General features: G+C 71.6%; 6 protein-coding genes and 2 pseudogenes. 2 read left to right on the top strand and 6 right to left on the bottom strand.

The genetic code is table 11. The features are described from left to right. Window positions 1-7 precede the first annotated feature (7 nt). Window positions 8-1,477: an AlkA N-terminal domain-containing protein gene (locus V8690_RS35510; protein ID WP_338785567.1), complete on the bottom strand. Its 1,470-nt coding sequence runs from the start codon at window positions 1,475-1,477 to the stop codon at window positions 8-10. Window positions 1,478-1,620: 143 nt separating this feature from the next. Between V8690_RS35510 and V8690_RS35505 the strand changes: the two genes are divergently transcribed. Next, window positions 1,621-1,983 carry a metalloregulator ArsR/SmtB family transcription factor gene (locus V8690_RS35505; RefSeq protein WP_338784152.1) on the top strand — a complete coding sequence of 121 codons (363 nt, stop codon included), beginning with the start codon at window positions 1,621-1,623 and terminating at the stop codon, window positions 1,981-1,983. Window positions 1,984-2,008: 25 nt separating this feature from the next. Here the strand turns inward: V8690_RS35505 and V8690_RS35500 are convergent, their stop codons facing one another. Both V8690_RS35500 and V8690_RS35495 read right to left on the bottom strand, forming a co-directional pair. Further along, window positions 2,009-5,905: a glycoside hydrolase family 2 TIM barrel-domain containing protein gene (locus V8690_RS35500; RefSeq protein WP_338784151.1), complete on the bottom strand. Its 3,897-nt coding sequence runs from the start codon at window positions 5,903-5,905 to the stop codon at window positions 2,009-2,011. A 218-nt stretch (window positions 5,906-6,123) separates the two neighbouring features. Then, complete coding sequence (locus V8690_RS35495; RefSeq protein ID WP_338784150.1) at window positions 6,124-6,954, bottom strand: alpha/beta hydrolase; 831 nt, start codon at window positions 6,952-6,954, stop codon at window positions 6,124-6,126. 154 nt (window positions 6,955-7,108) lie between these two features. Here V8690_RS35495 and V8690_RS35490 point away from each other — a divergent pair, with 154 nt between their 5' ends. Further along, on the top strand, window positions 7,109-9,154 hold the full coding sequence (locus tag V8690_RS35490; protein WP_338784149.1) for a SpoIIE family protein phosphatase: 2,046 nt from the start codon (window positions 7,109-7,111) through the stop codon (window positions 9,152-9,154). A 29-nt stretch (window positions 9,155-9,183) separates the two neighbouring features. Here V8690_RS35490 and V8690_RS35485 read toward each other — a convergent pair. The 3 genes and pseudogenes from V8690_RS35485 to V8690_RS35475 all read right to left on the bottom strand — a co-directional run. Further along, window positions 9,184-9,348 (bottom strand): annotated as a pseudogene (locus V8690_RS35485) (macro domain-containing protein); the annotation flags it as partial. Between the two features lie 87 nt (window positions 9,349-9,435). Then, window positions 9,436-10,197: a DeoR/GlpR family DNA-binding transcription regulator gene (locus V8690_RS35480; protein WP_338784148.1), complete on the bottom strand. Its 762-nt coding sequence runs from the start codon at window positions 10,195-10,197 to the stop codon at window positions 9,436-9,438. A 55-nt stretch (window positions 10,198-10,252) separates the two neighbouring features. Then, window positions 10,253-13,073 (bottom strand): annotated as a pseudogene (locus tag V8690_RS35475) (SpoIIE family protein phosphatase). Between the last annotated feature and the right edge of the window lie 45 nt (window positions 13,074-13,118).

Raw genomic sequence — 13,118 nt, 5'->3', positions numbered from 1 at the left:
AACGCCCCTATACCGGTAGGAAGTTGATCGGGTGGCTGTCGGTCGCCCAGAGGTACTGGACGGCGTAGGCCCGCCAGGGGCGCCAGGCCGCCGCGCGGGCGGTGAGCGCGGCGGGCGTGGAGGGCAGGCCGAGTTCCCGGGCGGCGCGGCGGATGCCGAGGTCGGTCGGGAGGAAGGCGTCGGGGTCGCCGAGGGCGCGCATGGCGATGACCTCGGCCGTCCAGGGGCCGAAGCCGGGCAGGGCGAGGAGCCGGTCGCGGGCCTGCGGCCAGTCGCTCTCCACGCCCAGGTGGAGGTCACCGTCGGCGAGGTGGCGGACCAGGGTGGTGAAGGTCGTGCGGCGGGTGCGGGGCATCGCGAGTGTCTCGGGGTCCAGCGCCGCGAGGGCCTCGGGGGCCGGGAAGAGGTGGGTGAGGCCGCCCTCGGGGTCGTCGGCCGGTTCGCCGTGCGCGGTGACCAGGCGGGCCGCGTGGGTGCGGGCGGCGGCGGTGGAGACCTGCTGGCCGAGCACGGCCCGGACGGCGAATTCGGCCTCGTCGACCGTGCGCGGGACGCGCCGGCCGGGCGCCTTGTCGACCAGCGGTGCCAGAACCGGGTCCGTGCGCAGCTGCTCGTCGATCGCGACCGGGTCGGCGTCCAGGTCGAGCAGCCGGCGGCAGCGGCTGATGGCGACGGTCAGATCGCGCAGGTCGCTGAGGGTGAGGCGGCAGGCGATGTGGTCGGGGGTGGGAGTGAGGGCCACGATGCCGTGGCCGTACGGCAGCCGCAGCGTGCGCCGGTAGGAGCCGTCGCGCCACTCCTCCACGCCGGGTACGGCAGTGGCGGCGAGGTGGCCGAAGAGGTTGTCGGGGTTGAGCGGGGTGCGGAACGGCAGCCGCAGGGACAGCGCGCCGGGGGTGCTCGCGCCCTGCCGTTTGGGGGCGCGGGCGCGCAGCTCGCTCGGGGACAGGGCGAAGACCTCGCGGACGGTGTCGTTGAAGGTGCGGATCGAGGCGAAGCCCGCGGCGAAGGCGATCTGCGCCATCGGCAGGGCCGTCGTCTCGATGAGCAGCCGGGCCGTCTGGGCGCGCTGGGCACGGGCGAGCGCGAGCGGGCCCGCGCCCAGCTCGGCGAACAGCTGGCGCTCGACCTGCCGGGTGCTGTAGCCGAGCCGGGCGGCGAGACCGGGCACGCCCTCGCGGTCCACGACGCCGTCGGAGATCAGCCGCATGGCACGGGCCACGAGGTCGGCGCGCCGGTTCCACTCCGGAGAGCCGGGGCTGGTGTCGGGCCGGCAGCGCTTGCAGGCCCGGAACCCGGCCTGCTGGCAGGCCGCCGCGCTCGGGTGGAAGACCATGTTCTCCGGCTTGGGCGGCACGACCGGGCAACTGGGACGGCAGTAGATGCGGGTCGTCAGGACGGCCGTGAAGAACCATCCGTCGAACCGCGCGTCCTTGGACTGGACGGCACGCACGCAGCGCTCGGTGTCGGTGTGCATCCCCATCTGCATGGCTCCAGCATCGAGCACCAGGCCGGACGGGGCTGGCGAGAATCCGACATCGACGTGCCGGGGCCGCGCCGCTTGGCCGTTCCAGATGAAGATTCATTCATGTGTTCGCGTGTGGCCGGTACGATGACGTCATGGGTCATGGAGCCGTCATCCCCACGCGGGACGCCGCCGAGCGCGTACGCCTGGACGCGGACAACGTCGCGAAGGTCGCCACCACGCTCCAGGCCCTGTCCACACCCTCTCGCCTGCTGATCCTGGCGCGGCTGAGAGAGGGCCCGCTGCCGGCCACCGAGTTGGCCGCGGAGGTGGGCATGGAGCAGTCCGCCTGCTCGCACCAGCTGCGGCTGCTGCGGAATCTGGGCCTGGTGGTGGGCGAGCGGCGGGGCCGTTCGGTGGTGTACGCGCTGCACGACCACCATGTCGCCGAGCTGCTCGACCAGGCCGTCTACCACGTGGAGCATCTGCGCCTGGGCATCAGCGACGCCGCCGACTGAGGCGGCGCCGCTGTCCCCCGCTCGCCTACTCCGTGGCCGTCGGCCGTCGCGAGGCCGCCATCGCCTCGCTCACGCGCGTCAGCGGACGCAGCCGGTAGGTGTAGGCGTAGTCGCGGTTGGCGAAGAGCTTGAACTCGTCATGGGGATGGGCGCCCCAGCTGTTGTCGCCGCCCACGCCCGTCTGGCGGTGGTTGACCCGGAGGACCACCGCGTCCCGCGGCATGAGCTGGTAGTCGTGGCGGGCCCCGACCGACAGGTCCTCGGGGGTGAAGTACGAGGCGTTGACCTCCAGCAGCGGCTCACCGGAGACGAGCAGTCCGCGTCCGCTGCCGTCCGTCAGGGCGGCCCAGCGGACGTCGGTCTTGTTGCCGTTCTCCTGGGGGCGCAGGTAGGAGGTCCACTGCCCGGAGACGGTGCCGGAGTACAGGCCGACGTCGGTGGCGTTGTTGCGGTCCCACATGTTCTCCTCCGGGCCCCGGCCGTAGTAGTGCAGCCGGTCCAGGCGGCGGGGCAGGAACAGCAGGGTGCCGACCTCGGGGATGTACGGCAGGTTCGGCGTTCCCGGGTTCAGGGTGTTGTCGATCTTGATCTCGCCGTTGCCGAAGACCGTGTAGGTCGTGCCGTACGTGGACTCCGTGCTGGTGGGCAGCGTGCCGGTGAACGTGACCTCGACGGCCCGGTCGTCCAGGGGCCGGACCCGTACGTCCGCCACCTTCCGGTTCGCTCCGGCGTCGCGCCACGTCTGGTTGCGGGTGTGGTGGCCGTTGCCCCGGTCGTTGTCGGTGGGCGCCCGCCAGAAGTTCGGGACGGGGCCGGAGGTGATGAGCCGGGTGCCGCCCGCCTCGTACGACGTGATGGTGCCGGTGCTCTTGTCGACGGTGACCGAGAAGCCCTTGCCCCGGACCGTGACGTCCTCGTCCCGGTCGGTGTACCGCAGGGCGGGGACGCTGCGCAGCGGCAGCGGCGTCACGGCCGGGCTGTCCGTGTCGAGGGCGAGCTGCTGCTTGGCCACCTCGAAGCCCGCCTTCGCCCACTTGGTGGACTCCTTGGTGGTGAAGGACAGCTGGAGGAAGTACTCCGTGCCCGGCTCCGGCTTCGCCGGCAGGCGCACCGGCACCTTGATGTCCTTGCTGGTCAGTGGCGCGATGTCCAGCTGGTCTCGGGTCAGCCGGCCGCGCTGGACGACCTTGCCGTCGGCGACGAGGGACCAGCGGCCGTCGAACTCACGGACGTTGGTGAAGAGGTACTCGTTGGCGAGCCTGACGGTGCCGGGGCCTCCGGAGGCCGGTGCGGCGTTGATCGCCTGGTAGATCTGCTTGACCTCGGCGGACTTGCCCGTGAGGCCGCGGTCGGCGGTGATGATGCCGTCGCCGGCGAAGGCTCCGTCGTTGGGGTTGTCGCCCCAGTCGCCGCCGTAGGCGTAGAACGTCTTGTCGCGCGGGCGCTTCTCGGTGAAGCCGACGGTGGCGGAGTCGAACCAGAAGCGCACGCCTTCGTCGTCCGGGCCGCGGCTGTCCGAGGCCAGCTCCGCGGCGCTCAGCGCGCGGGCGTACACGCGGGCCCGCCGGATGGTGCCGCTGAACTCCCGGGTCGGGTTGTCGACGTCGGTGGCGAGCGTCAGGGACGCGGTGTTGGTGCCGGGGCGCCGGGTGGTGGTCCGGGTGCCGCGCGCCTGGCCGTCGACGTACAGGGTGAGCGTCCCGGCGTCCGCGTCGAAGACACCGGCGATGTGGTGCTCCTTGCCCGTCCAGCCGTCCGGCAGCGCCCAGCTCGCGGTGACCCACTGGCCGCCGCCGTGGATGAAGAACTCCAGGTTCTTGTCGCTCTGTTTGAGCGCGTACTGGGTGTCGCCCTTGGCGAGGATGGGCTGGTGGTAGCCGGTGACGTGGGGCGTGACCCAGGCCTCCAGTGTGAGGGAGCCGGTGAGGTCGAGGCGGGCGTCGCGGGGGAAGACGGTGCCGCCGGAGACGCCCTTGGCCCGGTCGAAGGTGCCGGCGGGCGCGATGATCTCGCCGCGCAGCGCGCCCGGGCCGGACTCGGTCAGCAGCTTGCGGGTCGGGGTCGGCCAGCTCAGGGCCTGGTCGGCGAAGTCCCAGATCCAGCCGCCCTGGAGGACGTCGTAGCGGCGGACGATGTCCCAGTACTTCTTGAAGTTGCCGTTGGAGTTCCCCATCCCGTGGGAGTATTCGATCATCACGTACGGGCGGGTGTCGCTGGTGTCCTTGGCGCGCTGCTCGACCCGCTGCGGGCTGTCGTACATCTCGGAGCGGATGTCGCTGATGCCGGGGCGGTCGTCGCCCTCGTACTGGATGACGCGGGTGGGGTCGTAGGAGCGGATCCAGTCGTACATGGCGTTGAACGTCGTGCCGCCGCCCGCCTCGTTGCCGAGGGACCAGATCACCACCGAGGCGTGGTTCTTGTCGCGGTGGACCATGTTCTGGGCGCGGACCACGCACGCCTCGGTCCACTCGGGGTGGCCGCTGCCGGGGAACTTGTCGCGGATGCCGTGGGTTTCGAGGTTGGTCTCGTCCACGAGGTACAGGCCGTACTCGTCGGCGAGTTCCAGCCACAGCGGGTTGTTGGGGTAGTGCGAGGTGCGGACGCTGTTGATGTTCAGCCGCTTGATGATCTCGATGTCCTCGATCATCTGCGCACGGGTGACCGCCGAGCCGGTGACGGGGTGGATCTCGTGCCGGTTGACGCCGCGGAAGGAGACCGGCTTGCCGTTGATGCGCATCAGGCCGTCCTTGAGCGCGAACTCGCGGAAGCCGACCCGGTGCGAGAGGGTCTCGACGACTTTGCCGGACGGGTCGCGCAGGCGCAGCACGGCGGTGTAGAGGTTCGGGTGCTCGGCCGACCAGAGCTTGGGCGAGGGGACGGCTCTGGACGCCTCGGCGGTGGCCTCGTCGCCGTCGGGGACGTCGACGGACTGGTTCAGCGGCCGGGACCACACGGCGTGTCCGCGCGCGTCGTACAGCTGTGTCTCGACGGTGTAGCGCCCCGCGCCCTTGCCGCCGTAGTCGCGGACGTGCGCGGTGACCTTGAGCTCGGCGGAGGTGTAGTCGTCGCCGAGCGGGGTGTCCAGTTTGAAGTCGCGCAGGTGCACGTTCGGCGTGGAGTACAGGTGGACCGAGCGGAAGATGCCGCTCAGGCGGATCATGTCCTGGTCCTCCAGCCACTCCGCGTCGGAGTAGCGGTACACCTCGACGGCGATCTGGTTGGTGCCCGGCTTGAGGTGGCGGGTGATGTCGTACTCGGCGGAGGTGTAGGAGTCCTCGTGGTAGCCGACCAGCTCGCCGTTGATCCACACGTAGTGGGCGGACTTGACGCCCTCGAAGTGCAGGAAGGTGCGCCGGCCCGACCAGTTCCGGGGGACGGTGAACGCACGGCGGTACTGGCCGACGGGGTTGTAGCGGGTCGGCGCGGCCGGCGGCTGGGCGTTCTCGCCGCCGCCGTTGGGGCCCCACCAGGGGTAGGTGATGTTGACGTAGATCGGGAAGTCGTAGCCGTGCAGCTGCCAGGCCGAGGGCACGGGGATGGTGTCCCAGCCGGAGTCGTCGGCGTCGGTGCGGTAGAAGTCGGCATCCCGGTCGTCGGGGCGGTCGGCGTAGGCGAACTTCCACGTGCCGTCGAGGCTCAGCCGGTACGGCGAGCGCTCGCGGTCACCGGCCAGGGCCTGCCCGAGGTCGGCGTACGGCATGAGTGTGGTGTGCGGCGGTTCGGTGCCCACGCGGTACACGGCCAGGCCGTCGTTCCACTCCGGAGGGCCGTCTGACGCCGGGCGCCGGCCCGCGGCGTGCGCGGCGGCGGGCGACGCGGCCAGGGCGAGCGCGCCGAGCACGGCAGCGCCCCCTTCGAGCAGACGGCGACGGCTGACGACGGGCCGGTCGGCGGGGGACGGGAGCGGGTGCGGGTGCGGCATGACCGTGGCCTTCCTCGGTTCGACAGGGTGCTGCACGGACTGAGGGCACGTCAGATGTGATCCCCAACTCCCGTAATGGGTGTTTCTGTTGGGACTCGCTGCAACTGACGGTGACGGAGCAACTGCTGAGCAGGCACACCCTAGGACTCGAACACAACCGAAGCAATGACCGCGTCAGACTTTGTGCGCTTCTGATGGTTCTCTCGCGTCAGGCGTCTTCAGGCCCCGAGGAAGGTGAGCACCTCGCTCGTCAGCCGGGCGGGGGCGTCCAGGGGGACGAGGTGGCCGGAGTCCGGGACGGGCACCAGCCGCGCGCCCGGGATCAGCGCGGCCAGCTCCTGCCCCTTGGCGAAGGGGATCCAGGTGTCCTCGGTGCCCCAGCAGACCGTCACCGGCACGTCGATCGTGGAGTAAAGCGGCTGGATCTCATCGGTGTAGCGCTGGTCGGCCTGCGCGATCTGCCGGTAGAAGGCGGCCTGGCCCCGCTCCCCCGTCCAGGGCCGCACGAGCGCGTCCAGCGCGGCGGGCCGCAGGCCGACGTGGCTCGCGGACGTGACGTACTCGCGCACCAGGGCCTCGTGCAGCGCGGCCGGGAGCTGCTCGAAGACGTGGCTGTGCTCGCCGACCAGCCGGAAGAAGGGGGAACCCCAGGGTTCCAGAGCCACCGGGTCGACCAGGGCGAGCCGCCGGTAGCGGGCCCCGTGCAGCAGATGGGCGCGCAGGGCCACGCACCCGCCGAAGTCGTGCGCGACGACGGACGGCTCCTCCAGGCCCCAGTGCGCCAGCAACTCGGTGAAGATCCGGCCCTGGACCCCCAGTGAGACGTCCTGGTCCGGACGCATGTCCGAGGTGCCGTAGCCCGCCATGTCCCACACGTGCACGTGGTGTCCCGCGGCGGCGAGCGCGGGAGCGATCTCGTGCCACACGTACGAGGAGAAGGGCGTCCCGTGCAGCAGCACGACCGGCTCGCCGCCGGGATCCCCGAGCCGGTCCCATCGCACTGCCCCCGACGTGGTGGCCAGGCTCTCCCTCAACGACCAGTCACCCAAGATTTCCCGCTCCCTCTGCGCCGTGTACCGACCCGCGATTGTTTGTCACTTCGGCGCGACAGTGTCGCTCCTTTGACCGTAATGTGACCTCGTCGGACAGCCTGCGCAACAAATTTTGGCCGGACCTTTTGCCGCGCCGGAAGGAGCGGCTCGCATGAACGGGTATGCGACCTCGCATCGCGACGCCGTCACGACCGCGCCCGGCGGGCTGCTCGACCTGCTGAAGGTCGCGGCCGTGGTCCTGGACGGCGGCGGGCACATCGCCCTGTGGAGCCCCGAGATCGAGCAGCTGCTCGGCTACACCGCCGAGGAGGCCCTGCGGCAGCGCGCCGACACGCTGCTGGTCGCGCCCGAGAACCGCCACCGGGGCAGGGAGCTGTTCACCCAGGTCAGATCGGGGAACCGCTGGGCCGGCGTCTTCCCGCTGCGGCACCGCGACGGCACGGAACGCGCCGTGGAGTTCCGTACGATGCGGCTCCTCGACAGCGAGGGGCAGCCCCACCTGCTGGGCCTCGCAACGGACGCGACGACCGTACGGAAGGTGGAGCGGGACCTCGCCCTCTCGCACAGCCTCGTCAACCAGACCCCGCTCGGCATCGCCGTCTTCGACAACGACCTGCGATGGGTCGGGGTCAACCCCGCGCTGGAGCGGATCAACGGCGTGCCCGAGGAGGCCCTGCTGGGCCGTCGGCTCGGCGAGGTGCTGCCCGGCCTGGACGTCGAGGCCATCGAGTCCCGGATGCGGCACGTCCTCAAGACCGGCAGACCCCTGCTCGACCAGCAGACCATCGGCCGTACGGCGGCGGACGAACACGACCGCGCCTACTCGGAGTCGTACCACCGCATCGAGGACACCGACGGCCGCGTGCTCGGGCTCGCGATGGCCGTTCTGGACGTCACCGAGCGCCAGCAGGCCGCGGCCGAGGTCGCGCAGGCCCGTCAGCACCTGTCGGTGATCGCCGACGCCGGGGTGCGGATCGGCACCACGCTGGACCTTCAGCAGACCGCCCGGGAGCTGGCCGACGTGGTGGTGTCGCACCTCGCGGACCTGGCCGCCGTGGACGTCCTGGAGTCGGTCGTGGCTCACGGCACGATCGTGCCGGTGTCGGGCGGGGCGCCCGCCGAGTTCCGGGCGCTGGCCGTCGCTGCGGGTTACCCGACAGACGCCATCCACGCCGCGGACCCGGTCGGCGAGCTGGCCACCTACGCCTCGTCGCGGATCATCACGCAGTGCGTCCGCAGGGCCCGTCCGGTCCTGGTCGAGCGCGTGGACCCCACGATGATGCGGCGCGTCGCCCGGGACGCGCGGGCCGCCCAGACCCTGCGGGAGGCCGGCGCGCACTCCTACATGGCGGTGCCGCTGGTGGCCAGGGGCAAGGTGCTCGGCACCCTCACCCTGTACCGCACGGTCGACGAACGCCCCTTCGACGACCGGGACCAGGCGCTCGCCTCGGAGCTCGCCGCACGCGCCGCGATCTGCATCGACAACGCCCGCCTCTACGGCCGGGAACGCGGCACCGCCCTGACGCTCCAGCGCAGCCTGCTCCCGACCACGCCCGCCGAGCGGGAGGGGCTCGACATCGCCGCCCGCTACCGCCCGGCGCTCAGCGAAGTCGGCGGCGACTGGTACGACGTGCTGCCGCTGGGCCCGGGACGCACCGGGCTCGTGGTGGGGGACGTCATGGGCAAGGGCGTCCAGGCCGCTGCGATCATGGGACAGCTGAGCACGGCGACGCGGGCGCTGGCCCGGCTGGACCTGCCGCCCGCCGAGCTGCTGCGGCACCTCGACGACATCGCCGGCTCGCTCGGCGACGCGATCGCCACATGCGTGTACGCGGTGTGCGACCTGCGGAACGGCATCTGCTCGCTGTCCAGCGCGGGCCATCTGCCGCCTGTGCTCGCCGGGGCGGACGGCGGCGCCAAGCTCGTCGACGTGCCCGGCGGCGTGCCGCTCGGGGTGGGCGGCGTGGAGTTCGGCACCGTGGAACTGGAGCTCGCGCCAGGCTCCCTGCTCGCCCTGTACACCGACGGGCTGGTCGAGACCCGCGGGGAACCGATCGACACCGGCCTCAACATGCTGACCCGTCTTCTCCGGAACGCGGGCCCCAGCCTGCAACGGACCAGCGACAGTCTCCTCAGCGCGTTGCGCCCGGAGCCCGACGACGACGTCGCGCTCCTGCTGGTGCGCACGCGCGCCTGAGCGCGCGGCGGCACCTGTACGCCTGTTTCGGCGCGCACCGCCTCCACCGCGATGCGCGCGGCGTCCTCCCCCGGATAGCGGGACACGCCGGTGGAGATGGCCATGAAGGCGACGGCCCGGGCGACGAGTTCGTCGGCGACGCGGAGGTCCGAGCGGTCCCCGGTTTGGCTGTGCACGGGGCCCAGGGGGTGAAGGGTTTACCCATGCTCGTGCAGCGGCGCGTCCCCGCCGTCTGCGCTCGGCCACCGGCCCGGCGCCGACGAGGCGAGGGCAGAGGAACGTCACACGCGGATGACGCGCAGGCCCAGCTCGGCGAAATCCACGGCGGCCTCTGCCTCCATGCCGGTGTCGGTGACCATGACGTCGAAGTCGCGCAGTTCGGCGAACCGGCAGAAGGTGTCGTTCCCGATCTTGCTGCTGTCGGCGAGCAGTACCCGCCGCCGCGCGCGCTGGCACATCGCCCGTTTGACCTCCGCTTCGGCCAGGTCCGGTGTGGTCAGGCCGTGTTCGACCGAGACACCGTTGGTCGCCAGGAAGGACACGTCGATGAGGAACGTCCCCAGGGTGCGGATGGCGACCACGTCGACTTCCGCGAGCGTGCGAGCCCGTACCCGGCCACCCAGGGTGAGGACCGTGAGCTCGGCGTGCTGCGCGAGCAGCTGGGCGATCGGCAGGCTGTTGGTGATCACGGTCAGTTCACGGCCGCCGGGAAGCAGCTCTGCCAGACGGAAGGTGGTCGACCCGGCGTCCAGGAGGACCACTCCCTCGTCGGGCACCTCGTCCAGCGCCGCTGCGGCGATCCTCTTCTTCTCCTCCTCCATCACCTCGCCACGCGTGGGCAGGTCCGGCTCGAAGCCGAGCCGCCGGAGGGGGATCGCTCCGCCGTGCACCCGCCGCAGCAGACCCTGGCGTTCCAGCAGGGCCAGATCCTGCCAGATCGTCTCCGGGCTCTCCGAGAGGGCATCGGCCAGCCGCTCCACGCTCGCGTGTCCTTCCTCGCGCGCAAGAGCCACGATCTGCCGCTGACGTTCCTTGGCCTGCATGATGTGCTTCACCTCTTGCTGTGGCAGCCCGTCGGACGCGGCCTGGGCCAGGACATCACCAGGACGACGGTTCCACAGGTGCCGACGTGGGAGACAGGGACTGCTCCGCCCAGATGACTTTGCCCCGTGGGGTGTAGCGGGTTCCCCAGCGCTGGGCGAGTTGGGCGACGAGGAACAGGCCGCGCCCGCCCTCGTCGGTCGCTGTGGCCTGGCGGAGGTGGGGGGAGGTGCTGCTGCCGTCGGAGACTTCGCAGATGAGCACCCGGTCGCGGAGCAGACGCACCTGAACGGGCCCGGCGGCGTGCCGGATGGCGTTCGTGGCCAGTTCGCTGATCAGGAGTTCCGTGGTGAAGGCGCAGTCCTCCAGGCCCCATTCGGTCAACTGCCGGACGGCGGCCTCGCGGACGACGGAAATCGCCGCCGGGTCGGTGGGCACGTCCCAGCACGCGGTGCTTTCGGCGTCGAGGGCGCGGGTACGGGCGACGAGCAGGGTCACGTCATCAAAGGAGTGGGGGCCGGGCAGGACGCGCAGCACCGCCTCACAGGTCTGTTCGGGCGCCCGTTTGGCGTGCGACAGGGCGGCCCGCAGCCGTTCGAGGGCCACGTCGATGTCCCAGCCGCGGTCTTCGATGAGTCCGTCGGTGTAGAGGACCAGCTGGCTGCCCTGCGGCAGATGCAGTTCGGCGGTCTCGAAGGGAAGGCCGCCCAGGCCGAGGGGAGGGCCGCGGCAGGTCCGGGAAGTGGACGGCGCCGTCGGGGTCGACCACCGCGGGCGGGGGGTGGCCTGCTCGGGCCACCGTGCAGCGCTGGGAGACCGGGTCATACACGGCGTACAGACAGGTGGCACCGATGATGTCGTCGCCGCCGGAGCGGGACGTTCCTTCCTGTCCCAGAGCGATGACCAGGTCGTCGACGCGTCCGAGGAGCTCGTCGGGCGCCAGGTCCAGGGTGGCGAAGTTGTGCACCGCGGTGCGCAGCCTGCCCATGGTGACGGCGGCGTGCAGGCCGTGTCCGACGACGTCGCCGACGACCAGGGCGACGCGCGCCCCGGACAACGGAATGATGTCGAACCAGTCGCCGCCCACCCCGCCCATGGCGATCTGGGCGGGCAGGTAGCGATGGGCGGCCTCCACCGCGGTCTGTTGCGGAAGGACGCCCGGCAGCAGGCTGCGCTGCAGGGTGAGAGCGACGGTCTGCTCGCGGGTGAAGCGGCGGGCGTTGTCGACACAGATGGCGACGCGGGCGATGAGTTCCTCCGCCAGGTGCAGGTCGTCCTCCTCGAAGGGCCTGGACTCCCGGCAGCGGTAGAAGGTGGCGAGCCCCAGCGACGCCCCGCGGGTGCGCAGCGGGACGGCGATGAGGGACCGAACGCCGTACTCCACGATCTCCCGGACGCGGCCGGGGTCCTGGGCCAGCCACTCGGGTATGGCACGCACATCCGGTTCGAGGACCGCCTGGCCCTCGGCGAGGCACCGGGCCTGCGGCGCGGACGAAGCGAAGCTGACCCGCTTGCCGACCGGGAAGAACGGCGATTCGGCTTGGTGGGCGCCGAGCGCCGCCCGCTGCAGGGGCGCATGCGGTACTAGCGCTTCGTCTCCGTGCAGCACGGGTTCCAGCAGATCGACCGTGACGACGTCGGCGAACCACGGGACGACCACCTCGGCCAGCTCCTCCGCGGTGCGCGTCACGTCCAGCGTGGTGCCGATGCGGATACTGGCGTCGTACAGCAGTTCCAAGCGCTCCCGCGCGGCCATCGCGAGCCGCCCCAGCTCCGGATGACCGACGGCCAGCAGCCACTCGATGGGGGCATCGGTCACCGCGCCCTCGACGGGCCCCGCCTCTCCCGGCGCCTTGTCCACCGGCGCCTGCTCCGCCGGTGCGTCCGGTACGCCTTGACCTGGCGGCTCATCCGCCAGAGCTGCCGTCCCTGACCGCTCTGGCGACGGATCCGGACGCACCGCCGTCGGTGTGCTGTCCGCCCGTGTGCCAACCGTCGACGCGTCGCCGCTCCCGTTCGGCACCGTCGCCTTGCCATTGCCTGGCGCGTCGCCGACGAAGCTCAGTTTGACCACTACGCCCTCCTCACCCGTGGTCCCCGCCATGGGACGGCACACGAGCACGGCCGTACGGCCTCCGGACAGCGGCACCTGCGCCGTGGTGCGGCCGGCCGCGGAGATCAGCTCGGTGGCCTTCTCTCGCAGGACGTTCCGGTCGCTGTCGGTGAGGGAGGAGAGGGAGGCGTCGTGCGAGCCGGGCAGGCTCCGTGCCATGTCCGCCATCGCCTGCTGCACGCGGCGCTCGTCCTGCACAGCCTCCTGGAGCAGGGCATGCTCCCGCTCCGTACGCTCCTCCAGCAGCCGCAGCGCGATGGCCTCGGCCGCCTCGCGGACCCGGGCCGCCATGGCCGTATCCGCGTCGGCGCACAAGGAGGTGAGACCGACCACGCCCTCGAGGCTTCCGCTGAGCGGGTCACGGACGACGGCGCCCACCGACACGAAGGGCTGCAGGCTGCCGACGAAGTGTTCGGCTCCGAAGGCCTGGAAGTCCCGCCGTTCCTCCAGGGCCGTGGCGATGCCGTGGGTGCCGACGTACTCCTCGGTGTAGGTGAAGCCCGGTGCGAGCCGGACCGCCTCCAAGTGCTTGTAGAGCGCCTTCTCACCGGCCCGGCAGCGCAGGATCACACCGTGTCGGTCGGCGAGGATCACGCCCACGCGCGCGCCCGCCAGCTCGGATTCCAGCCGCTCGAGCACCGGCGCCGCCGCCCGGACGAGCCGGTCCTCCATGTCCAGGTCCGCCTGGTAGGGAGGTGCGATCCTCTCCGGCGACACCCCCATGGAGGCACAGCGCCGCCACGAGTTCAGGATCGGGGCCCGCAGCCTGGCCACGGCCGACTCGCCCTGCAGGAACCGCTCCCGGTCGCG

The organism is Streptomyces sp. DG1A-41 (assembly GCF_037055355.1).
Lineage (GTDB): Bacteria > Actinomycetota > Actinomycetes > Streptomycetales > Streptomycetaceae > Streptomyces.
This window is presented reverse-complemented; position numbering and strand designations above follow the sequence as displayed.

Bases quoted from the DNA above. Each gene is read 5' to 3' on its own strand.
- V8690_RS35510 (WP_338785567.1), bottom strand. From the start codon at position 1,477: ATGCACACCGACACCGAGCGCTGCGTGCGTGCCGTCCAGTCCAAGGAC.
- V8690_RS35505 (WP_338784152.1), top strand. From the start codon at position 1,621: ATGGGTCATGGAGCCGTCATCCCCACGCGGGACGCCGCCGAGCGCGTA.
- V8690_RS35500 (WP_338784151.1), bottom strand. From the start codon at position 5,905: ATGCCGCACCCGCACCCGCTCCCGTCCCCCGCCGACCGGCCCGTCGTC.
- V8690_RS35490 (WP_338784149.1), top strand. From the start codon at position 7,109: ATGAACGGGTATGCGACCTCGCATCGCGACGCCGTCACGACCGCGCCC.
- V8690_RS35480 (WP_338784148.1), bottom strand. From the start codon at position 10,197: ATGCAGGCCAAGGAACGTCAGCGGCAGATCGTGGCTCTTGCGCGCGAG.